The organism is Cryptosporangium sp. NPDC048952 (assembly GCF_043197895.1).
In the GTDB taxonomy this organism is placed as follows: domain Bacteria; phylum Actinomycetota; class Actinomycetes; order Mycobacteriales; family Cryptosporangiaceae; genus Cryptosporangium.
The window spans coordinates 347,246-372,719 of record NZ_JBICTY010000006.1 but is presented as its reverse complement, the minus strand read 5'-3'; the positions used below and the strand labels follow the sequence as shown (position 1 = coordinate 372,719).

Genomic DNA, 25,474 nt, shown 5'->3' with positions numbered 1-25,474 from the left:
GTGGGTCATGTTCAGCCGAAGATTACTGTCTGCCGCATGGGTGACGGCCGGGGTGCTGGTTCTCACCGGGTGCTTCGAGGCGCCGGATGCTCCGCACGAGCCCGGTGCGCTCGCCCTAGTGATCGGCAATCGGAGCAACATGCCGCTCCCGGTACTGCCAAAACGCGTGGTCGACATCATCGAGGACTCGATTTTGAGTAAGGACACCGTCTACCTGGTTGCGGTGTCCGGTGAGCCGAAACTGGTCCGTCAGCTGAAGATCGAGCACGACTGCGACTCAAAGAAGGCCTGCGATACCGAGGTCGGGAAGCAGACGCAGGCGATCGCTCGGGCTATCGAGGACGCCAAGGCCGAGGCGCCCGAAGCGGACACACTCGGGGCGATCGGCATCGCGGCGGATAACCTGTCCGCCTTCACCGGGAGCGGCCCCAAGCAGCTCGTCGTCGTGGACAGCGGCCTCCAGACGGCCGGAGAGATGCCGTTGCAGGACCCCGGCGCGATGGCCGCCGATCCGAAAGCGGTCGCGACCGCCCTCAAGAAGGCCGGCTCTCTGGACTCGTTGAAGGGCGTGAACGTTCTCTTCACCGGCCTCGGATCGACCGTCAAGCCGCAGACACCACTGCCGGCAGGAAAGAGAAGCACGCTGAAGAAGCTGTGGCAGACGGTGCTGGAGGCCGGCGGCGCGAAAGTTCAGATCGACACCGCGCAGCTTGTCGACAACCCGCCGTTGGGCGGTCTACCGGCCGTTACCGAGGTTCCGGTGGAGGAACCCAAGCCGCCCGTGCCGCTGCCGTGCATTCGCGTCCGCGAGGACCAGATCGGCTTCCTCCCGGACGAGGCAACCTTCCGCGACGACGCCGCAGCCGAAGACGTACTGCGCCCCACCGCCGAGAAGCTCAAGGCGGAGTCGGCCTCCGCGACGCTGACCGGCACGACCGCGGTGCCGGACCGAACCGGTCTGTCGCTCCGACGCGCCGAGGCGGTGAAAGCCCGCTTGGTCAACCTGGGGGTCCCCGCCGACTCATTGGAGACGCGCGGCGTCGGCATCAACTTCGACGGGTTCGTCCCCGACACCGACAAGAACGGGAACCTGATCGAGACCAAGGCCGTTCAGAACCGGCAGGTCATCATCGCGATCGACGGCAGGTCCTGCTGAGCGCGGGCCTGCGTCGGGCGGTACTACGCTCACTGTCATGGAGAGTCGAAAGCTGGGGCGTACCGGACGGAACGTCAGCGTGGTCGGACTGGGCTGCTGGCAGCTGGGCGCCGACTGGGGAGACGTCGACGAGCAGGACGCGATCGGCGTCCTCGCGGCCGCGGCCGACGCGGGTGTGACGTTCTTCGACACCGCCGACGTCTACGGCGACGGGCGCAGCGAGCGGCTGATCCGCTCGTACCTCGAAAGCGGCGCCGCAGTTCCGGGCATCACCGTGGCCACGAAGGCCGGCCGCCGGGCCGACCCGTTCGTGCCCGAGGAGTACACGGCGGCGAATCTGCGCGCGTGGATCGACAGGTCACGGCAGAACCTCGGCGTCGATACGCTCGACCTGGTGCAGTTGCACTGCCCGCCGACGCCGGTCTACTCCGACGACCGGGTGTTCGAGGTGCTGGACACGCTGGTCGAAGAGAAAGCGATCGCGGCGTACGGCGTCAGCGTGGAGACCGTCGACGAGGCGCTCACCGCGATCGCGCGGCCGGGTGTCGCCACCGTCCAGATCATCCTGAACGCGTTCCGGCTCAAGCCGCTCGAGCGGGTGCTGCCGGCCGCGGCCGAGGCGGGCGTCGGGATCATCGCGCGAGTGCCGCTGGCGAGCGGGCTGCTGTCGGGCAAGTACGACGCGAACACGCAGTTCGCGGCCAACGACCACCGCAACTTCAACCGGCACGGCGAGTCGTTCGACGTCGGTGAGACGTTCTCGGGTGTGCCGTTCGAGGTCGGGCTGGACGCGGTTCGCGAGTTGCAGGGTATTGCTCCTTCGGGGTGGACCACGGCGCAGCTCGCGTTGCGCTGGATCATCGACCAGCCGCAGGTCAGCACCGTGATTCCGGGCGCGCGCAACCCGGAGCAGGCGCGCGGCAACGCCGCGGTCGGCGAGCTTTCGCCGCTGCCGTCGGAGGCCCACGCCGCTGTCGCCGAGGTGTACGACCGCCTGATCCGCCCGCACGTCCACGACCGCTGGTGAGGCCTGCACGCGTTGGGGGGTCATAACCCACCAAGGCGTGCAACGCTCAGCGCGCGCGGAGGCCGTCCAGGAGGACGTCGCAGACGGCCTCCAGCCGCGCGTTGATGTCGTCCGCGAGCCAGGCCTCCGCGAAGGCCGGGTAGTGGAACAGGGCTGTCGCCTCGAAGACCGTGCGGGTGGTGGCCGCCCCGTCCCGGGCGGAGAAGTCGCCGGAGGCGATCCCGTCGTCGACGATCGTCCGAAGCTGCGCGATCAGGCCACCGGCGAACTCGGCGGCGACCTCGCTGTGCTCCTCCGCCAGCCGCTTGTACGTGGCGAACAGCTCCGGCTCCTCGCGGACCTTCGCCTGTTTCGCGGCACTCATCGCGACGAGCCAAGCGCGCAGCCGGGCCGGCGGCGGCACCCGCGGATCCTCGGCGATGCCGACCAGGTGCTCGAGGCCGCGTCCGAGCCACCGCCGGATGACGGCCTCGCGCAGTGCCGCTTTCGACGGGAAGTGGCGGTAGACAGCGGCGTGGCTCACGTCGAGTGCGCGGGCGACGTCGACGACGGTGGCCTTCGCCGGTCCGTAGCGGCGAAGGACGTCCTCGGTCGCCGCGAGGATCGCCTCGGCATCCAGCATCAACGCTCGCTATCAAGCAGTCTCATCAGGGGAGCAGCGTAACGGGTACCGGCGACGGCGGACGGCGGCACCGCTGCCGCGATCGCGGCCAGGTCGTCGTCGGACAGGTGCAGTTCCGCGGCGGCTACCGCCTCGGGAATCCGCTCCGGTCGGCTGGCGCCGACGAGCGGGACGATGTCCTCGCCCTGCGCGAGCACCCACGCGATCGCGAGCTGCGCCACCGAGACGCCCTTGGTGTCGGCGATCGTCCGGAGCGCGTCGACGAGCGCGAGGTTCGTGGCGAGGTTCTCCTCGTGGAACCACGGCAGGTGGAACGGCGGCTGCCCGGTGGGCCGGTAGCTGCCGGTCAGCAGACCGTGGGCCAGCACGCCGTACGCGGTGATGCCGATGCCCAGCTCGCGGCAGGTCTCGAGGATGCCGTTCGTCTCGATGCTGCGGCTGAACAGCGAGTACTCGATCTGCAGGTCCACGATCGGGTGCACGGCGTGGGCGCGGCGAATCGTTTCGGCGCCCACTTCGGACAGGCCGATCCGGCGCACGTAACCGGCCTGGACCATCTCGGCGATCGCGCCGATGGTGTCCTCGATCGGCACTGCGGGGTCGAGCCGGGCGGGACGGTAGACGTCGACGTGGTCGGTGTTCAGCCGCTGGAGCGAGTAGGCGAGTGAGGCCTTTACGTGCGCGGGTCGGCCCTCGATGCCGACGAAGTTGCCGTTCGGGTCGCGCAGCCCGCCGAACTTCACACTCAGGACGGTGTTCTCGCGGTCGCCGAGGTGCCGGCCGAGGAACGCTTCGTTGCTTCCCATTCCGTAGAAGTCGCCGGTGTCCAACAGGGTGATTCCGCTGTTCGTGGCGGCGTGGAGGGTGGCGACGGACGTCTTTTCGCCCGACTTGCCGGTGAGTCCTTCGCAGCCGAGGCCGATTCGTGGGTTCATGGCGGCACCGTAGAGGCTGTGGGTTACAGATTTCAAGTTCTGTAACTTGAAGCCTGTCGTAGTCTCGTGCGATGGCCACTGACCTGCCGATGCCTGCACGCCGGGAACGCAGCGCGGGGCCGACGCTGCCCGATCCGATCAAGTTCGTCCTGAACTGGGGCCGGAAGTACTCGCTCTGGGTGTTCAACTTCGGGCTGGCGTGCTGCGCGATCGAGTTCATCGCGACGTCGATGGCGCGGCACGACTTCATCCGGTTCGGTGTCATCCCGTTCGCGAACGGGCCGCGCCAGGCCGACCTGATGGTGGTGTCGGGCACTGTCACCGACAAGATGGCGCCGGCCGTGCGGCGGCTCTACGACCAGATGCCCGAGCCGAAGTACGTGATCTCGTTCGGGTCGTGCGCGAACTGCGGTGGGCCGTACTGGGACTCGTACAGCGTCACGAAGGGCGTCGACCAGATCATTCCGGTCGACGTCTACGTACCGGGCTGCCCGCCGCGGCCGGAGGCGCTGCTGCAGGGCATCCTGCGGCTCCAGCAGAAGATCGCCGACGAATCGGTCTCGCTACGGGGTGGCGCCCGCCCCGGCGCCGCTGAGCTCACCGCGCCGCTCGTTCGTCCGTAGCCGCGCGTCCATCGCGCGGGAGACGAAGGTGAGGGTCAGAGCGCCGAGCAGGAGGGCCACGCCGACCCAGATCGGGGCGCGGAAGCCGAGGCCGGCCGCGATCGCGGTGCCGCCGAGCCACGGTCCGATCGTGTTGCCGACGTTGAACGCCGACGTGTTCACCGCACTGGCCAGCGTCGGTGCCTCCTCGGCGAGCCGGAACACCCGGCCGTTGAGCGCGGCCGCCGCCGAGTAACCGGTGACGCCCATCGTGAACAGCAGCGCGACGACGGCGACCGCGGACCCGGCGGCGAGGCCCAGCGCGACCATCGTGGCCAGCAGCGCGACGAACGAGATGTGCAGGTTCATCAGGATGCCGCGATCGGCGACCCGCCCGCCGATCACGTTGCCGAAGAACGCCCCGAGTCCGAACAGGAACAGAATCGCGGGCACCGCCGACTCCCGCATTCCCGCGACGTCGGTGATCAGCGGCGCCGCGTAGCTGAAGATGCCGAACACCGCGCCGCCGTAGAGCACGATCGTCGTCAGTGCGACCCAGAGCCGCGCGCTGGTGAACGTGCGGAGTTCGTCGCGCAGGCGCGGCACGGCCGTCTCGCGGCTGTCGCGCGGCACGGCGACGACGACGCCGACCAGCGAGAGGACTGCGACGATCGCCACCGCCCAGAACGTCGCCCGCCAGCCGAGCCACTGGCCGATCCAGGTGCCGGCCGGCACCCCGACCACGTTCGCGACCGTCAACCCGCTGAGCAGGACCGACAGCGCACGGGAGGTGCGGTCGGGCGTCACCGCCCGCACGGCTGTCACGGCCGCAACACCCCAGAACGCCCCGGTCGCGACAGCGGTGACGACACGCGCGACCAGCAGCAGCGCGTAGGTCGGTGCGAGTGCGCCCAGTACCTGCCCGGCGATGAACAGGGTCAGTGCGGCGATCAGCGTCGTCTTGCGCGGAAGCCGGAGGCTGGCGGCGGTCAGCGCGGGTGCGCCGACGACCATGCCGATCGCGAACGCGGAGATCAGGCCACCGACGGCCGGAACGCTCACCCCGAGGTCGTCGGCGATCAGCGGCAGGAGCCCGGCGATCATGAACTCGGTGGTGCCGAGGCCGAAGATGCTCAGGCCGAGAACGTAGACGACGACGGGCATTCCGGTCCTCTCACGTGCGAAGCGCGGAGCAGGTCACGTCGACGACGTCGACGAGGAGATCGCGCGGCGCCGCGGCCCGGCCCTGGACGCGTAGGCCGCTGATCGCGCCGTGCACGAACCGGGCCAGCGTCCGCGCGCTCTGCCGGGTGGTGATCGAGCCGTCTGCCTGGCCTTCGGTGATCACGCCCGTCAGCCGAGCGACGAAAGTGTCCATCAGGCGTCTGACAGTTTCGGTCGTGGCCTCGTCGTCGCGCTCCACCGCGGTGCGGGTGACCAGGCAACCGGTGGAGTTCGGGCGGTCCTCGTCGTCCACCGTGGCCATGAGCACGGCGCGGATGCGGTCGTAGCCGGTGCCGGGGCCGTCGAGGAACTGGGCCTGGCCGAGGGTCTGGAGCTCGGCGAACCGGTCGAGGCACTGGGAGTACAGCGCCTCTTTGCTCTCGAACGCGTTGTAGAGGCTGGAACGGCCGAGGCCGGTCGACTCGCACAGGTCCGCAGCGGAGGTGGCTTCGTAGCCGCGGGCGCAGAACGCCTGCATGGCGGCGTCGAGCGCCTCGGCCGGGTCGAACCCCTTCGGGCGTGGCATGGGGACACGATAACTGAATCTGGAACGGTCAGTCTAAAACATTCTTGACGGGGGCTGCCCGTAGGATCGGCGCTCGTGACGGCGGAGGAAGTGGGGGCGAGGCTCGCCGAGGCGATCGGTGCGGACGTCTCCGTGTCCGCCGGCGGCTCGTTCGCGCGGCCGTGCGCCACGGTGCCGGTGGCGTCGTGGGTCGACACCGTGCGGACTGCCCGCGATGCGCTGGACCTGCAGTACTTCGACTGGCTCAGCGGTGTCGACGAGGGCGACGAAGGGTTCGCTGTCGTCGTGCACCTGTGGTCGCTGACCGAGCGGTTCGGCGTTCTGCTGCGCACCGTCGTGCCCCGCGAGACGCCGACGGTGCCGACGCTGACCGGTGTGTTCCCCGGCGCCTCGTGGCCGGAGCGGGAGACCGCGGAGATGTTCGGTGTGGAGTTCACCGGGCATCCGAACCCCGGCAAATTGCTGCTGCCGGACGAGTTCGAAGGCCATCCGCTGCGCAAGGAGTTCGTGCTCGCCGCCCGGGTGGCCAAGGCGTGGCCCGGCGCGAAGGAACCGGGGGAGAGCGACACCGGCGCCCCCAGCCGTCGCCGCGCCCGCCCGCCCGGCGTCCCCGATCCGAACGAGTGGGGCCCCGACAAGGGGAAACTCCCGCCGGAACCCGCCGGTCGCCGCGAACGGCCGGCTCGCGCTGCGCGTCGGCCGAGGGAAGAGAAGCCCGACGGCGGGAGTGAATGATGCCTGCCTGGTTGGAATTGGTGTTGCGGGTCGTGGCGGCGCTGGGGGCGTTCCTCACGTTGCCGTTGCTCGTCGGGCAGCTCGAACACAAGGCGATGGCCCACATGCAGGGCCGGCTGGGGCCGATGTACGCGGGCGCGTTCCACGGCTGGGCGCAGCTGATCGCCGACGGCGTGAAGTTCGTCCAGAAAGAAGAGATCGTTCCCGCGAACGCCGATCGCCCGGTCTTCCGGCTGGCGCCGGCGGTGAGCCTGCTGCCGTACCTGTTCGTCTTCCTCGTGCTGCCGCTGGGCCCGAACGGCCTGGTCGCGCAGCCGCTGGAGATCGGGCTGTTCCTGGTGCTGGCGGTCGTCGGCGTCGGTGTGGTCGGTGTGCTGATGGCTGCCTGGTCGTCGGCGAACAAATACGCGCTGCTCGGGGGCGTCCGCGGTGCCGCCCAGCTGCTCGGCTACGAGCTGCCGTTCGTGCTCTCGGCCGCGAGCGTCGCAATGGCCGCCGGGACGCTGAGCCTGCCGGGCATCGTCGACGCCTGGCATCCCCTGTGGCTGCTCTGGCAGGCACCGGCCGCGTTCGTGTTCTTCGTCGCGGGCCTGGCCGAGATCCGCCGCCCGCCGTTCGACATGCCGATCGCCGAGTCCGAGCTCGTCGCCGGCTACTTCACCGAGTACACCGGTCTGCGGTTCGCGTTCTTCCTGCTCGCCGAGTACGCGGGCATCGTCGTCATCTCCGGTCTGACGACCGTGCTGTTCCTCGGCGGCTGGCGCGGCCCGTTCGACGACGCCCACTTCGGGTGGCTCTGGACGCTGCTCAAGGTGTTCGCGATCGCGTTCGTCGTCATCTGGGTGCGGGTGTCGTTCCCGCGCCTGCGCGAGGACCAGCTCCAGCGCTTCTGCTGGCTGGTACTCGTCCCGCTCGCCCTCGCCCAACTCGTTCTCACCGCCGTCGTGAAGGTGGCGCTCTAGGATGCGGCGCATGGGTGTTCCGGGAGCAGGGCTGGCGAAGGGTCTGGCGGTGACGCTGCGGACGCTGTCCCGGCGCGCCCACACCCATCAGTACCCGGACGTGAAGCCCGACCTGCCGCCACGCAGCCGCGGAGTGATCGCGCTGCTGGAAGAGAACTGCACGGTGTGCATGCTCTGCGCCCGGGAGTGCCCGGACTGGTGCATCTACATCGACAGTCACAAGGAGACCGTCGAGACGCCCGGCGCCGCACGGGCCCGGCAGCGCAACATGCTCGACCGGTTCGCTATCGACTTCTCGCTCTGCATGTGGTGCGGCATCTGCATCGAGGTGTGTCCGTTCGACGCGCTGTACTGGTCGCCGGAGTTCGAGTTCTCCGAGTACGACATCAAGGACCTGCTGCACGAGTCCGATCGCCTCCGCGAGTGGATGTGGACGGTGCCGCCGCCGCCGGCGCACGACCCGCTCGGCGAGCCGGCCAAGGAGGTCGTCGCTGCCGACCGCGCGGTGGCCGCCCAGCGCGCCGCCGACGCCGCGCGCGATGAGGCATCAGAGATCCGCGAAGAGCAGTGACCGGAGTTTTGACCACCCGCCTGTCGGTGGGGCCTGACAGGATGCCCCGGTGACCCTGACCGACTGGCTCGTCGCGGCGCTCGGCGTCGTCGTGGTGGGCGCTGCGCTGGCGGTGGTCACCACCACGCACGTGGTTCGTGCCGGTCTGTGGCTGGTGGTCACGCTCGGCGGGCTGGCCGGCGTCTACCTGGTGCTCACCGCGGAACTCGTCGCGTGGGTGCAGATGCTCGTCTACGTCGGCGCGGTCGTCGTGTTGTTGCTGTTCGCGGTGATGCTCACCCGGGCGCCGATCGGCGCCAGCCCCGATCTCGACCGCGCCCGGTGGCCCGCGTTCCTGGTGGGTGGCGGGTCCGCTGCCGCGCTGATCGTCCTGCTGATCGACGCCTACCGCTGGTCCACAATCGATCTGGACGACGTTCCGGCCGGTACCGCCGAGCAGGTGGGTACCGAGATCTTCCGGCAGTGGGTCTTGCCGTTCGAGGTGCTGTCGGTGTTGTTGCTGGCCGCGCTCGTCGGCGCGATCGTGGTGTCGGCGCGGAAGGAGCGCGCCTGATGCATCCGGTAGTGCCCTACCTGCTCGCGGCGGTGCTGTTCGGGATCGGTCTCTACGGGGTGCTGGTCCGGCGCAACCTGATCCTGCTGCTGATGGCAGTCGAGCTGCTGCTCAACGCCGTGAACCTGATCCTGGTCACCGCGGACGTCTCGACGGTTGGCGTGCCGCGGTCCGGGAGCGTGTTCGCGCTGTTCGTGATCGTGCTCGCGGCGGCGGAGGTCGGCGTCGGCCTGGCGTTGATCCTGCAGCTCTACCGGCTGCGCCAGACGGTAGCTGTCGACCACGTCGACGCCCCGGCGGACGCGGCAGCCGCAGCGGCGCCTGCGGCGGATGCGGGGGAGAGCCGGTGAACGCGAACGTGGCGCTCGCGGCGGCGCTGCCGGTGCTGCCGGGCGGGGCGGGGTTGCTCGGGCTGCTGGTGCCGCCGGCGCGTCGGCGGTGGGCTGCTGCGCTGGGGGTGGCCACCGCGGGGGTGGCTCTGGTCGCTGCTGTCGTGCTCTGGTGGCGCGTCGTCAGCACCAATGCGATGCCCCGGCGCTATGCCGATTACATCGCGACCTCTGACGCCTCGACCCGCCTCGCCGACTTCGGCCCGCTCCACGTGGACCTCGCGGTCCGCATCGACACCGCGGCGGCGGTGGTCGCGATCATGGTCTGCCTGGTCGCGCTCGCCGTGCAGGTCTACTCGATCGCCTACCTGCACGACGACGACCGGTACGGCCCCTACGCCGCCCAGGTGTCACTGTTCACCGCCGCGATGCTGCTGGTCGTCGTCAGCGGCGACCTGTTCCTCCTGCTGGTCGGCTGGGAGGTCATGGGCCTCTGCTCGTACCTGCTGATCGGCCACGACCGCAGCCTGCCCGAAGCGCCGGGCGCAGCGGTCAAGGCGTTCCTGGTCACCCGCGTCGGTGACGTCGGATTCCTGCTCGGCATCGTGCTGCTCGGCGTCGGGGCCGGCTCGTTCCGGATCGCCGACGTGCTGAGCGCCGACTACAGCCGGGGCACGCTGCTCGCCGCGTGCCTGTTGCTGCTCGCGGGCGTCGCCGGCAAGTCGGCGCAGTTCCCGCTGCACACCTGGCTCCCCGACGCGATGGCCGGCCCGACGCCGATCAGCGCGCTGATCCACGCGGCGACGATGGTCGCGGCCGGCATCTACGTCGTGTTCCGGCTGTACCCGCTGTATACGGCGACGCCCAACGCGCTCGCGGTACTGGGTCTGATCGCAGCGGTGACGATGGTGCTGGCAGCGTTCGCCGCGCTCGCCCAGGACGACCTCAAACGCGTACTGGCCTGGTCCACCGTGAGCCAGCTCGCGTACATGAGCGGGGCGCTCGCCGTCGGACGCTCCGGCGCCGCGCTGCACCACCTGCTCACGCACGCCGCGTTCAAGGCGCTGCTGTTCCTCGCAGCCGGGGCGGTGATCCACGCGGTCGTGTCGAACTCGATGGGCTCGATGGGTGGCCTGCGCAGAACCATGCCGGTGACGTTCTGGGCGACGACGATCGGCCTCGCCGCGCTCGCCGGCATCCCGCCGTTCTCCGGCTTCTGGACGAAGGAGGGCGTGCTGGGCGCGGCGGAGGAGGCCGCGTCCGGGCACGGCGGGGTCGAGCCGTGGGTGGGCGGGGTCGTGCTGGTCGCGGGGCTGCTCACCGCGGCGCTCACCGGCGCGTACGCGATGCGGCTCTGGCTGCGTACGTTCTTCGGCCTGTACCAGGGCAGCGAGCCGCCGCACGACCCACCGGCGCTGATGCGCTGGCCGGTGGTGCTGCTCGCGGTGCCGGCGGCGCTGGGCGGTGTGGTCGTGCTCTGGACCGTGCCCGACGACGTGGGCTGGTTCGGCTACGTCGCGAGCGACCAGCTGGCGCAGCTGACGGCACCCGGCGCGTTCACGCTGCACCCCGTGCTGGCGATCGGGGCGACCGCGCTCACGCTGCTGGGCGCCGGCGCGACGTGGTGGCGGTGGCGGCGGAGAGATCCCGCGCTGCCCGGCGCCGAGCTGTACGCGACCGGCTTCGGCCTGGACGCCGTCCAGCGTGCGCTGGTGGTGCGGCCGGTGACGGTGCTGGCCGGTGTGGTGCGGAGTCTGGACGCCCGCGTGGTCGGGGGAGCGGTGCTGGGCACTGGCCGGGGTGTGGTGCGACTCGGGCGGGCGCTTGCTGGTACCCACGCCCGTGGCCTGGGCGGATACGTGACCACAGCGCTGGCCGGGGGCGTGCTGCTGGCCGTTCTCGCAGTGGTGGGGAGCCGCTGGTGAGCACGGTGCTGGTGGCGGTGCTGGTCCTCCCGGCGCTGGGTGCGGTCGCGCTGGCGCTGTGGCCCGCACGTGCGGAGCGGGCGGCCGGATGGTTCGCCGTGGCGCTCAGCGCGGTGGTGTTCGCGCTCGCGCTGGTGCTGCTGAGCGGCCGTTCCCCCGGCACGTGGCACGAGGTGGACGTCGCCTGGATACCGAGCCTGGACGTGCGCCTGCACCTGGGTGTGGACGGGATTTCGTGGCCGCTGATCGCGCTGACGGGGCTCACCTTCCTGTTGTGCGCCCTGTATTCACTCCGGCACACCCCATCGCCGGGGAATCCGCGCAAACTTCTGGCCCTGCTCAGCGTCTTGGAATGCGGTGTATTCGGCGTATTCATGGCGCTGGATGCAGTCGTATTCTTCGTATTCTTCGAGGTCACGCTGCTGCCGATGTTCGCGGTGATCGCGGTCTGGGGCGGGGCGGGTCGGCGGGCCGCCGCGCGGCAGTTCCTGCTTTACACGCTGTTCGGTTCCGTGCTCCTGCTCGTGGGCGTGATCGCGGCGACGATCGGTCGCGGCACCGCTGACCTGGCCGCATGGGCCGAGGCGGGCTCGCGGATGTCCGAGCGCGGGCAGATCGCGGTGTTCGTCGTGCTGCTGGTGGCGTTCGCGGTGAAGAGTCCGCTCTGGCCGCTGCACAGTTGGCTGCCCGACGCCCACACCGAGGCCCCGACCGTCGGGTCGGTGGTGCTGGCCGCCGTGCTGCTGAAGATGGGTACGTACGGGCTGGTGCGGGTCGCGTTGCCGGCGGCGCCCGAGGGGGCGCGCGCGGTCGCGCCGGCGCTCGGCGTGCTCGCGGTGGCGGCGATCGTCGTCGCGGGGCTCGTCTGCCTTGCGTCCGTCGAGCTCAAGCGGTTGATCGCGTACTCGTCGGTGGGGCACATGGGGTTCGTGCTGCTCGGTATCGCCACGCTGAGCGTCCCGGGGATCCAGGCGGCGCTGTTCGGCAACATCGCGCACGGCGTCCTCACCGGGTTGTTGTTCTTCCTCGTCGGGGCCGTGAAGGACCGGTACGGGACCGGTGACCTCGACCGGCTGGGTGGCATCGCGACCGTGTTCCCGGCGCTCGCCGGGGTGCTCGCGTTCGCGGCGGTCGGCAGTCTGGGGTTGCCAGGGCTCGCCGGGTTCTGGGGTGAAGCGTTCGCTGTGGTCGGCGCGCTTGCGCGGGGTGGGTTCTTCACCGCACTCGCCGTCGTGGCTGCGCTGGGTGCGGCGCTGGCCGCCGCGTACTTCCTGCGCCTTCTGCGGCGGACGACGGTGGGCCCACTGGGGTCCGCCGTCGTTGCCGACGTACGGCGGATCGACGCCGCCGAGGCGGTCGCGTGGACACCGCTGATCGTGCTGGCGCTGGCGTTCGGGTTGGCGCCGGATCTGCTGCTGTCGCTGACGGTCGCCCCGGTCGAGGCTCTCGTGGCGGTGGTCAATCCGTGACCGTCCAAAGTGTGGACCATGCCGCGTTGGCGCCGGTGTACGCGATCGTGGCAGCCGCGGTGCTGGCGCTGCTCGTGGATCTGGTGCTCACGCCGGGCGAGCGGCGCCCTGCGGCTGGTGGGCGCCCGCCGAGCGGTCCCGTTCCGGCGGGCTCCGGGGCGTCGGAACGGGACCGCTCCCGGTGGGGACGCGGTGCCTTGCTGCTCGGAGTCGGGGCGCTCGGGCCTGTTGCTGCGATCGTTGCCGCCTTGGTGGTCGGAACCGGGCGGCGGGGGACGTTCTGTACGCCTGGGGGTGTGTTGCCTGGCGGGGTGTCCGTTTCGCCGTCGTGTTCGTTCGTGGTGGACTCCGCGTCGGTCGCGGTGACCGTGTTCGGGTGTGCGCTCGCGCTGGTCGTGCTCGGGATGTCGGTGCCGATCGTCCGCGACAACACGGTGCCTCCCGGCGAGTACGTGTTCCTGCTGCTCTGCTCGCTGGCCGGGCTCGTCGTCCTCGCGTCGGCCCGTGACCTGCTGACGCTGCTCGTCGCGGTCGAGACGCTGACGCTTCCGGTCTACGTCCTGGTGGGGCTGGTGCGGCGCCCGGCGTCGGCGGAGGCCGCGGTGACGTTCTTCGTCACGTCGGTGGTTGCGACGACGCTCACGCTGCTCGGCATCGGGCTGCTCTACGGCATCGTCGGGGCCGTGCACCTGGACCGGGTCGCGGCGGCGCTGGCGGCCCGACCCGACGCCCGCGACCTGCCGCTGGTTGGCGCGGCGGCGCTGCTCGTGCTCGCCGGGCTGCTGTTCAAGCTCGCGGCCGCGCCGTTCCACGCCTGGGCGCCGGCCACGTACGACGGCGCGCCGCTGCCGATCGCCGCGTGGCTCGGCACCGCGTCGAAGCTCGGTGGGGCGATCGCGGTCGTGGTGACCGTCGGTATCGCGCTGCGTCCGATGCTCGACGTCGTGGGGCCGGTGCTGGCGGTCGTCGCGGTGGGCACGATGACGGTCGGCAACCTGGTCGCGCTGCGGCAGCGCCGGTTGCTGCGGCTGTTGGCGTGGTCGTCGGTGGCGCAGACCGGGTATCTACTGGCGCCGCTGGCCGTTGCGCGGGGGGACGAACTCCGGGACGCGATCGCCGGGCTGGCCGGGTTCACTGCGCTGTACCTCGTGGCCAGCGTCGGGGTGTTCGCCGCTGTCGTCGCGCTGCGGAGCGCCGGGGACGGCGGGACGCTCGACGATCTCGCCGGATCCGCTCGGCGAGCTCCGTGGGCCACTGCCGCGTTCGTCCTGGGCCTGGCCGGGCTGGCCGGGTTGCCGCCGGGCCTCGCCGGGCTGTTCGCGAAGGTCGTCGTGATCAAGGCCGCGCTCGACGGCTCAGCGGGCTGGCTCGCCGTCGTGATCGCCCTCAACGCGGTCATCGGCCTCGCCTACTACGCCCGCGCAGCCACAGCCTGCTTCGCGCCACCCGCGGAGCCCGCGCCCGTGGCGTCCGCGCCCGCGCTCGAGCCGGCGGTTGCCGCGGCCGCGGTCACCGAGCTACCGGCGGGCAGCGGCCGGGCGTCGACAGCGGTTGTTGGAGCAACGGTGGTGTTGACGGCGACGGCGGGTGTGACGCTCGGAGCGTGGCCGCAGTGGGTGTTCGACGTCGCTGAGCGGGTCGCGAACGCGCTGGCGTGACGCGCCGTAGTCGGGTGTGAGCTGGGTTAACGACGGGAACGTCCGAGCTGTACCTCGCGTTCTACGGACTGACGGAGCTTTCCCACTCCGTGCTACCACTCGCCTGGAGGAATGGTGCACCACCACTTCAACGGGCTGAAGACTGCGCTACTGCTCGGCGTCCTCAGCGGCCTCATTCTGGCCGTGGGGTACGTGTTCGGCGGGTCGACCGGCCTGGTGATCGCTGGGATCATCGCGATCGGCATGAACGGATTCAGCTACTTCTACTCCGACAAGCTGGCCCTCCGCTCGATGCGCGCTTACCCGGTGAGCGAGGTCGACCAGCCCGCGCTGTACGCGATGGTCCGCGAGCTCGCGACCGTCGCCGGGCAGCCGATGCCGAGGCTGTACGTCAGCCCGACCAATCAGCCCAACGCGTTCGCGACCGGACGCAACCCGCGGAACGCGGCGGTCGCCGTCACCGAGGGGATCACGCAGATCCTCACCCCGCGCGAGCTGCGGGCGGTGATCGGGCACGAACTGTCCCACGTCTACAACCGCGACATCCTGATCTCGTCGGTGGCCGGCGCGCTCGCCACGATGATCACGATGATCGCGAACCTCGCGTTCTTCATCCCGCTCGGCGGGGGCGACGACGACGACTCCCCGAACCCGGCCGTCCTGCTGTTGACGCTGATCGTGGGGCCGATCGCGGCGTCGCTGGTTCAGCTGGCGATCAGCCGTAGCCGCGAGTTCCAGGCCGACGCCGACGGCGCGAAGCTGTCGAGTGACCCGCTGGCACTGGCCAGCGCCCTGCGGAAGATCCACATGGGGACGCAGACGCTGCCGCTGCCGCAGGAGTCGCGGCTGCTGTCGTCGAGCCACCTGATGATCGACAACCCGTTCCGCAAGTCCGGCGTGGCCAACCTGTTCAGCACCCACCCACCGATGGAGCAGCGAGTCGCGCGCCTGGAGGACATGGCCAGGTACATGCCCGCCCGCTGATGGCCTGCTGTCGAACGCCCGCCCGGGGTACGCCGGGCGGGCGTTCGCGTGTCCGGGGCCGACGACGGCCAACCGGGCCTTCGACGAGTTCCCGGGCCTACGGCGGGCGACTGTAGGCCCGGGAAGCCGTCGTAGGGCCGGTTAGGCGTTCTTGGCCGCGCCAGCCTTCTGGCGTTTGCGGTAGGCGGACACCGTCGTGCGGGAGGCGCAGGTTTCGGAGCAGTAGCGGCGCGAGCGGTTGCGGGACGTGTCGACGAACACATCGGCACAGTCGGTCGCGGCGCAGATTCCGATCCGATTCCGCCCCTGCCGGACGATGACGTTGGCGAATGCCATCGACACGGTGGCGCCGAGCTGCTCGGTGAGCGGGGCGTCGTCGTCGGAGTAGTGGAGGTGCATCCGCCCGTCGTGGTTCGTCGCGCGCGGCGCCGGCCTGCACTGGTGCAACAGCGCGTTGAGCCGGTCGACCGACTCCTGGTCGGTGCTCGCCTCCGCGACGTCACGCAGACAGTGCGACAACTCCGCGATCTCGACGACCTCGACGTCGGTCATCGGCACGTCGGCGAGCTCGGAGAACCAGTCGACGTGCGTCGCCACGAACGTTTCGCACGTCGCCCGCAGTTCTTCGCTGGCCGGAGTCAGATCGGCCACCGCCACGTCATCCGCCGAGGTGAGGTTGGCGAGGTCCACCGCGAGCTGCACGGCGTCAGCGTTGTAAGTGTCGTATTCCATTTGGCCACCTACCGCTTCCAGAGGTAGTGTCGGGAGCAAGTGTAGGGGGCTAAATCATTTATGCCCATAACAGCTTCGAGTGCGAAGGCAGGTTCGACGCGTCATGCGCCGCTATGCAGAACTCTGGCGCCTACCGTCGGCCCCGCTGCTGATCGTCGCCGGAATCGTCGGCCGGTTACCCGCAGGCATCGCCCCGCTGGCGATTCTGCTGTTCCTGGCTGACCGCACCGGCTCGTACGGAGTAGGCGGGATCGCGGTCGGTGTGTACGGCTTGTCCACCGCGGCGGTCGCGCCGCTGCTGGGTCGCTTCGCCGACCGGCGCGGCTTCACCGCCGTCCTGATCGGCACCGGCGTCGGTTATCCGCTCGCCGTCGCCGTGCTCGTCTTCACTGCGTTGTCCGACGCCCCGGTGATCGCGGTGTACCTCGCTGCCGGGCTCGCCGGAACGGTGGTTCCACTACTCAATTCGACGCTGCGCGCGATCTGGACCGACCTGTCCGGCACAGACTCCACCCGGCAGACCGCGTTCGCGCTCGACGCCATCGCGCTCGAGCTCGTCTGGATGATCGGCCCGGTGCTGGTGGCCTTCGCCGTGGCGACCACCTCGGGAACGACGGGCCCGGTGCTGGCGCTGTTCGGCGCCGCCACTGCCGCGCTGGTCGGCTCGCTGGCCGTCGCCGCGAGCCGCCCGAGCCGTCGCTGGCGGCCGCGGCCGACCGAGCCGGGCACCGTGCGGCGCACGCCGCTGCGCGCCCGTGGGATGGCCCCGGCGCTGCTCGTGGCGTTCGCGCTGTTGTTCGGCACCGGTGCGATCGAGGCCGCGGTGGCCGGCTTCGCGGATGCGCACGGCACTCCGGCGCTGTCCGGCGTGCTGCTCGCGGTGTGGAGCGTCGGCAGCGCGATCGGCGGCCTGTGGTTCGGCGCCCGGCGCTTCGCGGCACCGATGATCCGGCAGTACCGGTGGACGCTCGCAGCGTGTGCGGTGGGCTTCGCCCCGCTCGCGTTCCTCGGCAACGCCTGGCTCATCGGCCTGGTGCTGTTCCTCGGCGGCACTGCGTTCGCCCCGGCCATCACCGTGCAGAACTCGCTGGTGGCCGCGCTCGCTCCGCGCGGCTCGCTGACCGAGTCGTTCACCTGGCTGTCCACGATCACGTACGCCGCCGTGGCGTCCGGCACCGCCATCGGTGGCCTGCTCGTCGACCGGCCCGGCGGCGTGACAGTGGCCCTTCTTCTCGCCGCGCTGACCGCGGCGATCGCCTGGGCGGTCGCCACGGTGCCCGGCACCGGACTGACTACTACGTCGGAGGTGGAAGCGTGAGCGCGGGTCTGAGCCGCTACGCAGAGGTGTGGCGGCTGCCCGGAGCCCGGACGATGCTCGTCGGCAGCATTCTGGGACGGCTCCCGATCGGCATGGCGCCGCTGCTGCTGGTGCTGTTGGTCGAGCGGTCCACCGGCTCGTACGCGGCAGCGGGTATCGCCAGCGCCGCGTACGCCGTCGCGAACGCGATCGTCGGCCCGGTGCTCGGCCGGCTCGCCGACCGGTTCCGACCGGCTCCGGTGCTGGTCGCGACCGGGGTGGCGTGGCCGGTGGCCACGGCAGCGGTGTTGGTGGCCACGGCGGCCGACGCCGCCGCGCCCGTGCTCTGGGCCGTGTCCGCGCTGCTCGGCGCATGCCTGCCCCCGCTGACCGCGACCGTGCGCAGCGTCTGGGCCGAGCTCACGGCCACCCCGGAGACGAGCCGGCTGCGGGAGTCCGCGCTGGCGCTGGAGACCACGGCGTTCGAGCTGGTGTTCGTGCTCGGCCCGATGGTCGTCGGTGCGCTGGCGATCGTCACCGAGCCGTCGGTCTCGCTGGTCGTGGCCGCGGTGCTGGCTCTCGGCGGCACGCTCGCGGTGGCGGCCGGCAAGGCGACGCGCGCCTGGCGTCCGGAGCCCGGTCGTGCCCCCGCGCGCGGTCTGGGCCCGGCGGTCGCGCTCGGCATGCCGCTGCTGCTCGCGGTCTCGTCCGGTCTGGCGTTCGCGTTCGGCGTCGTCGGGGTCGCGATCCCGGCGTTCGCGGCCGAGCGGTCCGCTGCCGACGCCGACGGGCTGGCCGGCCTGCTGCTCGGCCTCTGGGGCGTGGGTAGCGTCACCGGCGGGCTCTGGTACGGCACGCGTTCGTTCCGACGGTCGCTGCCGACGCAGTGGGCGGTCGCGCTCGGCGCGGTCGCTGCGGGTCTGGCGACGATGGCGCTCGTGCCGTCGGCGGGCTTCATGGCCGTGGTGCTGGTGGTCGCCGGACTGACGCTGGCTCCGGCGCTGACCGTCGAGAACAACCTGGTCTCGCGGATCGCGCCGGCCGGAATGGTGAACGAGGCTTACACCTGGGTCGCGACAGTGGTGTTCGCCGCCTCGGCGGCGGGTGCTGCCGTGGCCGGTGTGCTGGTCGAGCGGGAGTCCGGTGTGGCGCTGGCGTTCACGCTGGCCGCGCTGACGACGGCCGCCGGGGCGATCGCCGCCGCGGTGCCGCGCAACGCGCTGCGCCGGGTGGTGACACGCTCCGCATAACGGCGGACGCTCGGGGTACAGGTAGCCCGTCGACAGGAGGTGGACGTGCGAGCGGAGCAGGTGACCGACGCGTGCACGGAGCACGGCGAGGGACCGGTGTGGGACGCGGCGGAGGGAACTCTCCGCTTCGTCGACATGCTGAAGGGTGCCGTTCTCACGTACGACCCGTTCACCAGCAGAGTCACCCGCCGTCTGGTGTCGGACGTCGCGGCTGCGCTCCGTCCCCGGCGCGACGGCGGCTGGGTGCTCGCCACCGAGCGGGGCTTCGCCCTGCTCGACCCCGGTGACCTGGACGCCCCCGACGAGGCCGAACCGGTCTGGATCGAGGCGTTCAGCGAGGACGGGATCCGGATGAACGACGGGGGAGCCGATCCGCGGGGCCGCTTCTACTGCGGCACGATGTCCTACGGCCAGGAGCCGGGCCGCGGCACCCTCTACCGGCTCGACCCCGACCGCAGCGTGCACCCGGTGCTCACCGATCTCACGGTCTCCAACGGTCTGTCCTGGACGCCCGACGGCGCCCGCGCCTACTTCGTCGACTCGCCGACCAAGCGGGTCGACGTGTTCGACGTCGACCCCTCGTCGGGGGACCTGCACGAGCGGCGCGAATTCGTCGCGATCGACGAGGGTACGCCGGACGGCCTCACGATCGACGCGGACGGCGGCGTGTGGGTGGCGCTCTACGGGGCCGGCGCGGTGCACCGCTACGACTCGTCTGGTCGGCTCGACCTCGTCGTCGAACTGCCGGTGAGCCAGCCGACGTCCTGCGCGTTCGTCGACCGGGACCTGTTCGTCACGACGACGCGCGAGAACCTGCCGTCGGACGCCGAACCGCAGGCGGGCGCGCTGTTCCACGTCCGGCCCGGCGTCCGTGGGCTGACGCCGTTCGCATTCGCGGGTTAGGTTCTCCCGAGACGGTCCAAGCGGGTCCCGGTGGTTCGGGCAGGGTGCCCGACGAGTCGGGACAGCCGTCTCTGTCGACCGGGTCAGCGGACCCACCAGGGTGGAGTGCAACTCCCCCGAAGGGACACCGCATGCTCCCGCAGGTCGTTCGCTCAGAGTTCCTCCCTCTGGTCGAGACCCAGGTCAAATACCAGGACGCATTGCTGGGCCGCCCGAACGTCGTCGGTGTGGGTCTCGGCCACCGCTACAGCGGCGGCATCAACACCGGCGAACGGGCGATCACCGTTCTGGTCCACCGGAAAGTCGACGCCCGCTACCTCTCACCCACCGCGATCGTTCCCGCGGAACTCGACGGCATCGCGACCGACGTGCAGGAGGTCGGGCTCATCCGCGCCGGCGGCGGTCCGCAGCCCTGGGCCGATCGGGGCAGCGCCACCGCATCGCTCGGGGTCGGGCCCTTCCAGTTGGGCCAGCGGGTGCGGCCCGCGTTCGCCGGCGTCAGCGTCGGCCACTTCCGTGGCAACGCCGGCACGTTCGGCGCCGGCTGCTTCGATGCGCAGCCCGCGACCGACGAGGCTGGCCGCTACTACATCCTGAGCACGAACTACGCGCTCGCCGACTGCAACGCCGGTCGCTCGGGTGATCCGGTGCTCCAACCGGCGCTGGTCGACGGCGGCCGCTACCCGGCCGACGTCATCGGCCGCTTGGTGCGGTTCGTTCCGATCCAATTCCACGACGGCTCCAGCAAGCCCGTGAACTTCGTGGACGCCGCGATAGCCGAGGGCGTGCACGACACCGACCGCCGCGTCTACTGGGCGGGCGAGGTGACGACGCTCAACGCGAAGCCGAACATCAACGACACCCTGCAGAAGTGGGGCCGTACCACCAACTTCACGACCGGGTTCGTGCTCAACGTCAATGTGACGGTCGACGTCCACTACGACCGGGGCCGGATCGCGCGGTTCGGCCAGCAGATCGTCACCACGAACATGTCGGCCGGCGGAGACTCCGGCAGCCTCGTCACCGACCCCGACGAGGGTGCGGTGGGTCTGCTGTTCGCCGGATCCGGGCGGGTCAGCGTGTTGAACAACATCGTCGCCGTCCAGTCGCTGCTGGGTGTTCGCGTGACGGATGGCTAGACGATCCGCACGCGAACTTCCGCACGCCTACGGACGTGAGAGCTGGGGGGCTGGTGAGGACGGTGTCCTCCGGGTGCGAGCCGGGATCCGAGGGGGATCTCGGCTCCCACTCGTGGGCGCCGACAGCCCCGCATACCCCACCATTGACCTATCGACGGAGCGACCGCTCCGTCCACAGTGCGAAGGACTTCTTGTGACCATCTCGGACCACGAGACCATCTCGACGGAGACCGTCTTCGTCATCGACGTCAATGACCGGTTCGCCCACCTGTTCTGCAACGTGAGCGACTTACTCGACACGCACGAGGGCGCCCACCTCAAGCCGCCGCGCGGGCTCGACTTCTACGACCAGGACGGGCAGCGCCTGGCCCCGGTGTTCGACGAGGCCTGGACGCTGCGGGGCCTGGTGAAGACGAACGAGAAGCCCGACCCCGCGGCCGTGCAGGCGCGGATCGCGGCGGTCTTCGCCTACCTGGCCGAGTACACCTCGTCGCACCCCGACGAGATCTCGGAGGACTACGGGCTCAGCGTCGACGAGGCTCTCGGTGAGCTCCCGGCGCTGGACGGCAAGTCGCTGACCGAGAGCATCGCGGTGCTGAGCGGCATCACGCACGGCGCCGGCGTGGCCGGGGAGGCCCAGGGAGACCCCGGAAACTGGTTCCACAACCTGATGCACAAGCTCTGACCTCCTCGCGAACGGTAACCGGATGCCTAATCCCTTCCTGACCAGACCGTCTCCCCGCGCCGTTGCGGGGGCGTCGGTCGTGGCCCTCGTCGTCGCGGCCGTTCTGGTCGGCCAACTCGTCGGCGACCACGACCCGGACGCCGGGCCGGTGGGGATCAGCATCGCGGTCGCCGTGTCGTGCACCGCGTTGGGTGTTCTCATCCTCGTCGCCGTGCCGCGCCACCTGGTCGGCCGGCTGCTCCTGGCAGCCGGCGCCACCGCGGCGCTCGGCACGGTCGCGGTGAGCTGGACCGAGTGGACGCCGGTCGCGTGGCTCAGCCAGTGGTCGTGGTGGCCGGCATACGGGCTGCTGTTCCTGGCGCTGCTGGTCTTCCCCGACGGCCGATTACCGGGTCGTGGTTGGCGGCCGCTGGCGATCGCGCTGGGGCTGTTCACCACCGTCGGCGCGGTGGCGCTGGCCGTCGCCGCGTACGACGAGCCGCGGACGCTGCTGAGCCGGGTCGACGAGCCACTGACGCCGTTCTCCCACCTGTTCGTCCGGATCTTCGCGGTCGCGCTGTTCCTGACGATCCTGTCGGCGTTCGGAGTGCTGTGGGCGCTGTGGTCGCGCTGGCGCCGGGCCGACAGCGACACCCGGCAGCAGCTGGCGTGTCTGCTGCCCGCGGTCGTGCTGCTCTTGCTCGGCTGGGGGCTCTCGTTCTTCAACCTCGACGGCGGGTACGTGCTCGCCGCCGTCGCCGTGCCGCTCGGGATGACGGTCGCGATCGTCCGCTACGGGCTGTACGACCTCGACCGCGTTCTCAACCGGACGCTGGTCTGGCTGGTCATGACCGCGCTGGTCGTGGTCGGCTTCGTCTCCATCGTCACGGTGCTGCGCGAGTTGATCATGCGCAACACGTCAGCGGACTCGATCTCGCTGGTCACCACCGGGGTGATCGCGATCGCGTACGCGCCGCTGCACCGTCGGGTGCAGCAGGGCGTCAATCAGTTGCTGTACGGCGACCGGCACGATCCGTACAAGGTCATCGCCGAGATGGGGGACGTGCTCGGGCAGACCGCGGAGCCGAACGCCGTGTTGCCGCTGCTCACCGGCACGATCGCGAGCTCGTTGCAGGTGCCGTACGTGGCGGTGGAGGTGTCCGAGCAGCAGGGGTCCCGGTTGCTGGCCTGGTACGGGCAGGTCGGGCCCACTGTGCAGGCGTTCGACATGATCTCGCGTGGTGAGCACATCGGACGGTTGCTGGTGTCGCCGCGGACCGACGGGGGGCACTTCACGCCGCGCGAGACGCAGCTGCTCGCCGACATCGCGTTGCACGCCGGGGTGGCCGTCGAGGCGAGCCGTCTCACTCGCGACCTGCAGGAGTCGCGCGAACGGTTGGTGCGTGCGCAGGAGGAGGAGCGGCGGCGGCTGCGTCGTGACCTGCACGACGGGTTGGGGCCTTCGCTTACCGGGATGTCGATGCAGGTGCGGGCTGCGCGGAAGGTCGCGGGGCCCGGGCGGGTGCGGGACATCCTCGACGCGCTGGCCGGTGACCTCGCGGCCTGCACGGCCGAGGTGCGGCAGCTGGTCGACGAGCTACGCCCGCCGGCGCTCGACCGTGGGCTCGCGGTCGCGCTGCGGGACGAGTGTCGTCGGTTCGACAGCTCGGCGCTGTCCGTCCATCTCGATCTGCACGACGACCTCGACCGGCTGCCTGCCGCGGTGGAGGTGGCGGCGTACCGGGTCGTGGCCGAGGCGCTCAACAACGTCACCCGGCACGCCGGGGCGCGGAACTGCCGGGTCACCGTGCGGCGGGGGCGCGATCTGACGATCGAGGTCACCGACGACGGGGTGGGGATCGCCGGCCCGGTGCGGGGCGGGGTGGGGTTGGCGTCGATGCGGGACCGGGCCGGTGAGCTCGGGGGCGAATGCGAGATCGTGCCGGCGCAGCCGACGGGCACAACGGTGCGGGTTCACTTCCCCGCCGCATCGTTGCTGCTCGTCGAGCCCGCCGCCCCGATACCCACCCCCCGAGCCGCCGACGCCCCCACCCCAACCCTCCCCCCTCGATCCTCCGCGCCCCCGCTCGCCGCACCCACACCCGTCGCGCCGAGCGGCGCCCCCACGCCCTCCGCGCCGGATGGCGCGCTCGAGCCCGCGCCGCTGGGTAGCGCCTTCGCGCCGGCGGCTCCGCGTACCGCGCCCACCGGGCCCTCCGTGCCCTCCGCGCCCGCGCCCGCGGCGCCTGCCGCGCCCTCCGCGCCCGCGCCCGCGGCGCCTGCCGTGCCCTCCGCGCCCGCGGCGCCCGCCGGGCCCGCGCCCGTCGGGCCAGGTGGCTTGTTTGCGCCTGCCGCGCCGGGGGGCGTTCCCGCGCCTGCCGTGCCCGGAGCGCCTGCGGCGGGGCTCGGGGTGGGGGTCCGGTTGTGGCCGGGGGGAGTGGTTCCGTTTGAGGTTGCGGGGGAGGTGGGGGCGGAGGAGCACGTTGCGGAGGCGATCGCGCATCTGCACAGCCGCACCCGGATTCGGTTCGTGCCGCGGGCGAGCGAGCACGTCGACTACGTCCGGTTCGTAATCGGTGAGTCATTCGCGTCCCGGGTCGGACGCATCGGCGGCGAGCAGCTCATCGAAATCCTCGCGGGCGGAGAGATGGGCCGCGTCCTGCACGAGATGGTCCACACGCTCGGCCGCTGGCACGAGCACTGCCGCACCGACCGCGACGAGTACGTCACGATCCACTGGCAGAACATCACCACCGAGGCCCGGCCGAACTTCCTCATCCAGGCGGTCGGCCCGGAATCCGGCCCCTACGACTACGAGTCGATCATGCATTACCCCCGGGTGGCCTTTTCGCTGAACGGCGAGCGGACCCTCGACACCGTGATGCCCCCGCCCCCGGGCGGCCTCCCGCTCGGGCAGCGGCGACAACTCTCCGACGGCGACTGCCGCGTACTCGAGCGGATGTACCAAGACGCGCCGGCCGAAGAACCGGCGCCCACGACGGCACCCACCGAGGTCGGCGCACCCACCGCGGCGCCCACCGAAGTCGGCGCGCCCACCGCGGCGTCCGCCGGAGTCGGCGCATCCGCCGCGGCGCCCGCCGCCGCGGGGGCGCCCGCTGTCGTGGGGGCGCCCGCTGAAGCGCCAGGCGACGTCGACGCGGTGACCGGGGTGCTGCGTCTGCCGGACGACGGTCCGGGCGGCCGAGCCGCGAGTGTCGTGGTCAGTGTTCGGGACACGACCACGACCGGCGGACCGATGACCCCCGTCGGCGAGGTGACGATGACCAACGTCCCACTGAGCGGCGGCGCCGGAATCCCGTTCCGGGTCCCGGTCACCGGCGTCGACCCCGACGCCGTCTACACGGTCGAGGCGCACGTCGACGTCTCCGGCGACGGCACGATCGCCACCGGCGACCTCGTCACCGCCGCCGCCTGCCCGGTGCTCACGGGTGGCGCGCCCACCACGGTCGCCGTCCCGATGACGAGCGTGGTGTGATTCCGGTGAGCGGCGCGTGGTCGTTCCAGGGAGGCACACCGGTGGACGAGCCGAAGCGGGTTCTCATCGTCGACGACCATCCCGTCGTCCGACGTGGACTCAAAGTGATGCTCGAGGACGAACCCTGGGTCAGCGAGGTCGCCGAGGCCGCCAGCGTCGAGGAAGCCGTGCGCGAGGCGATCACGTGCCAGTCCGACGTCATCGCGATGGACGTCGCACTCCCCGACGGGGACGGCATCGACGCCACCCGCCGCATCCTCGAGGCCTGCCCCGACGCCGCGGTGCTGATGCTCACGATGGCCGACGACGACGACATCGTCGCCAAGGCCCTCAATGCCGGTGCCCGGGGTTTCCTGCTCAAGGACACCGACCCCGACATGGTGATCGACGCGTTACGCACCGTGGCCAGCGGCGGCGTGGTCCTCGGGCCGCGGGTGGGGCCGACGGTCCTCACCGCGCTCCGCCGCGCACCGGCAGTGCTCCCACCCCCGTTCGACCAGCTCACGACACGCGAGCTGGAGATCGTCAACCGGCTCGCGATGGGTGACACCAACGCGCAGATCGCCCGCCACCTGAACGTCAGCGAGAAAACGATCCGTAACCAGATGTCAGCGGTCTTCAACAAGCTGTCCGTGAGCGATCGTGTCCAAGCCGCACTACTTGCCCGGGATGCCGGAATCGTGCGCTGACTGCACAGAGTGACGTTTCGAGAACG

At 71.0% G+C, this 25,474-nt stretch carries 24 protein-coding genes; 19 read left to right on the top strand and 5 right to left on the bottom strand.

What is annotated here, in order from left to right; translation table 11 throughout:
* Positions 1–7 precede the first annotated feature (7 nt).
* On the top strand, positions 8–1,156 hold the full coding sequence (locus ACGFY5_RS32150; RefSeq protein ID WP_392725768.1) for an OmpA family protein: 1,149 nt from the start codon (positions 8–10) through the stop codon (positions 1,154–1,156).
* 37 nt (positions 1,157–1,193) lie between these two features.
* Positions 1,194–2,183, top strand: a complete 990-nt coding sequence (locus ACGFY5_RS32145) for an aldo/keto reductase (RefSeq protein ID WP_392725765.1) — start codon at positions 1,194–1,196, stop codon at positions 2,181–2,183.
* Positions 2,184–2,229: 46 nt separating this feature from the next.
* On the opposite strand, the gene ACGFY5_RS32140 is transcribed toward ACGFY5_RS32145, so the two are convergent.
* On the bottom strand, positions 2,230–2,805 hold the full coding sequence (locus tag ACGFY5_RS32140; protein WP_392725762.1) for a TetR family transcriptional regulator: 576 nt from the start codon (positions 2,803–2,805) through the stop codon (positions 2,230–2,232).
* Positions 2,805–3,740 (bottom strand): aldo/keto reductase, encoded by a 936-nt coding sequence (locus ACGFY5_RS32135; RefSeq protein ID WP_392725759.1) that lies wholly within the window; start codon positions 3,738–3,740, stop codon positions 2,805–2,807. Before ACGFY5_RS32135 ends, ACGFY5_RS32140 begins: the two co-directional genes overlap by 1 nt.
* A 71-nt stretch (positions 3,741–3,811) precedes the next feature.
* On the opposite strand from ACGFY5_RS32135, the gene ACGFY5_RS32130 reads away from it, so the two are divergent.
* Positions 3,812–4,363 (top strand): NADH-quinone oxidoreductase subunit B, encoded by a 552-nt coding sequence (locus tag ACGFY5_RS32130; protein ID WP_392725757.1) that lies wholly within the window; start codon positions 3,812–3,814, stop codon positions 4,361–4,363.
* On the opposite strand, the gene ACGFY5_RS32125 is transcribed toward ACGFY5_RS32130, so the two are convergent.
* The gene (locus tag ACGFY5_RS32125; RefSeq protein ID WP_392725754.1) at positions 4,304–5,506 is read right to left on the bottom strand and encodes a Cmx/CmrA family chloramphenicol efflux MFS transporter; all 1,203 of its coding nucleotides are present in this window, start codon (positions 5,504–5,506) and stop codon (positions 4,304–4,306) included. The two genes, ACGFY5_RS32130 and ACGFY5_RS32125, sit on opposite strands and share 60 nt — an antisense overlap.
* A gap of 10 nt (positions 5,507–5,516) precedes the next feature.
* Positions 5,517–6,092, bottom strand: a complete 576-nt coding sequence (locus ACGFY5_RS32120; protein WP_392725751.1) for a TetR/AcrR family transcriptional regulator — start codon at positions 6,090–6,092, stop codon at positions 5,517–5,519.
* A gap of 75 nt (positions 6,093–6,167) precedes the next feature.
* Here ACGFY5_RS32120 and ACGFY5_RS32115 point away from each other — a divergent pair, with 75 nt between their 5' ends.
* The 9 genes from ACGFY5_RS32115 (at position 6,168) to htpX (ending at position 15,278) form a co-directional block, all read left to right on the top strand.
* A complete protein-coding gene (locus ACGFY5_RS32115; RefSeq protein ID WP_392725750.1) occupies positions 6,168–6,827 on the top strand; it encodes an NADH-quinone oxidoreductase subunit C in 660 nt (219 codons plus the stop codon).
* Complete coding sequence (locus ACGFY5_RS32110; protein ID WP_392725747.1) at positions 6,827–7,789, top strand: NADH-quinone oxidoreductase subunit H; 963 nt, start codon at positions 6,827–6,829, stop codon at positions 7,787–7,789. The genes ACGFY5_RS32115 and ACGFY5_RS32110 overlap by 1 nt, the downstream gene beginning before the upstream one ends.
* Positions 7,790–7,799: 10 nt before the next feature.
* The gene (locus tag ACGFY5_RS32105; RefSeq protein ID WP_392725744.1) at positions 7,800–8,360 is read left to right on the top strand and encodes a NuoI/complex I 23 kDa subunit family protein; all 561 of its coding nucleotides are present in this window, start codon (positions 7,800–7,802) and stop codon (positions 8,358–8,360) included.
* A gap of 49 nt (positions 8,361–8,409) precedes the next feature.
* On the top strand, positions 8,410–8,913 hold the full coding sequence (locus ACGFY5_RS32100) for an NADH-quinone oxidoreductase subunit J (RefSeq protein ID WP_392725741.1): 504 nt from the start codon (positions 8,410–8,412) through the stop codon (positions 8,911–8,913).
* Positions 8,913–9,263: an NADH-quinone oxidoreductase subunit NuoK gene (gene nuoK, locus ACGFY5_RS32095; RefSeq protein ID WP_392725740.1), complete on the top strand. Its 351-nt coding sequence runs from the start codon at positions 8,913–8,915 to the stop codon at positions 9,261–9,263. The genes ACGFY5_RS32100 and nuoK overlap by 1 nt, the downstream gene beginning before the upstream one ends.
* The gene (locus ACGFY5_RS32090; RefSeq protein WP_392725738.1) at positions 9,260–11,167 is read left to right on the top strand and encodes an NADH-quinone oxidoreductase subunit L; all 1,908 of its coding nucleotides are present in this window, start codon (positions 9,260–9,262) and stop codon (positions 11,165–11,167) included. The genes nuoK and ACGFY5_RS32090 overlap by 4 nt, the downstream gene beginning before the upstream one ends.
* Positions 11,164–12,636, top strand: a complete 1,473-nt coding sequence (locus ACGFY5_RS32085; RefSeq protein ID WP_392725736.1) for a NuoM family protein — start codon at positions 11,164–11,166, stop codon at positions 12,634–12,636. The genes ACGFY5_RS32090 and ACGFY5_RS32085 overlap by 4 nt, the downstream gene beginning before the upstream one ends.
* A complete protein-coding gene (locus ACGFY5_RS32080; RefSeq protein WP_392725733.1) occupies positions 12,633–14,294 on the top strand; it encodes an NADH-quinone oxidoreductase subunit N in 1,662 nt (553 codons plus the stop codon). The genes ACGFY5_RS32085 and ACGFY5_RS32080 overlap by 4 nt, the downstream gene beginning before the upstream one ends.
* A 111-nt stretch (positions 14,295–14,405) precedes the next feature.
* Positions 14,406–15,278 (top strand): zinc metalloprotease HtpX, encoded by an 873-nt coding sequence (gene htpX, locus ACGFY5_RS32075; protein ID WP_392725731.1) that lies wholly within the window; start codon positions 14,406–14,408, stop codon positions 15,276–15,278.
* A gap of 141 nt (positions 15,279–15,419) precedes the next feature.
* Here the strand turns inward: htpX and ACGFY5_RS32070 are convergent, their stop codons facing one another.
* Entirely contained in the window at positions 15,420–16,010 is a 591-nt protein-coding gene (locus ACGFY5_RS32070) for a CGNR zinc finger domain-containing protein (RefSeq protein WP_392725728.1), read from the bottom strand.
* Between the two features lie 103 nt (positions 16,011–16,113).
* Between ACGFY5_RS32070 and ACGFY5_RS32065 the strand changes: the two genes are divergently transcribed.
* The 7 genes from ACGFY5_RS32065 (at position 16,114) to ACGFY5_RS32035 (ending at position 25,448) form a co-directional block, all read left to right on the top strand.
* Positions 16,114–17,328, top strand: coding sequence for an MFS transporter (locus ACGFY5_RS32065; RefSeq protein ID WP_392725727.1), 1,215 nt, complete (start codon positions 16,114–16,116; stop codon positions 17,326–17,328).
* Complete coding sequence (locus tag ACGFY5_RS32060; RefSeq protein ID WP_392725726.1) at positions 17,325–18,557, top strand: MFS transporter; 1,233 nt, start codon at positions 17,325–17,327, stop codon at positions 18,555–18,557. The genes ACGFY5_RS32065 and ACGFY5_RS32060 overlap by 4 nt, the downstream gene beginning before the upstream one ends.
* Before the next feature lie 45 nt (positions 18,558–18,602).
* Positions 18,603–19,460, top strand: a complete 858-nt coding sequence (locus tag ACGFY5_RS32055) for an SMP-30/gluconolactonase/LRE family protein (RefSeq protein WP_392725725.1) — start codon at positions 18,603–18,605, stop codon at positions 19,458–19,460.
* A gap of 131 nt (positions 19,461–19,591) precedes the next feature.
* Positions 19,592–20,599: a serine protease gene (locus ACGFY5_RS32050; protein ID WP_392725724.1), complete on the top strand. Its 1,008-nt coding sequence runs from the start codon at positions 19,592–19,594 to the stop codon at positions 20,597–20,599.
* 193 nt (positions 20,600–20,792) lie between these two features.
* Entirely contained in the window at positions 20,793–21,284 is a 492-nt protein-coding gene (locus tag ACGFY5_RS32045) for a hypothetical protein (protein WP_392725722.1), read from the top strand.
* Between the two features lie 22 nt (positions 21,285–21,306).
* Positions 21,307–24,759, top strand: a complete 3,453-nt coding sequence (locus ACGFY5_RS32040) for a M12 family metallopeptidase (protein ID WP_392725720.1) — start codon at positions 21,307–21,309, stop codon at positions 24,757–24,759.
* Positions 24,760–24,800: 41 nt separating this feature from the next.
* A complete protein-coding gene (locus tag ACGFY5_RS32035) occupies positions 24,801–25,448 on the top strand; it encodes a response regulator (RefSeq protein WP_392725718.1) in 648 nt (215 codons plus the stop codon).
* Positions 25,449–25,474: the final 26 nt, after the last annotated feature.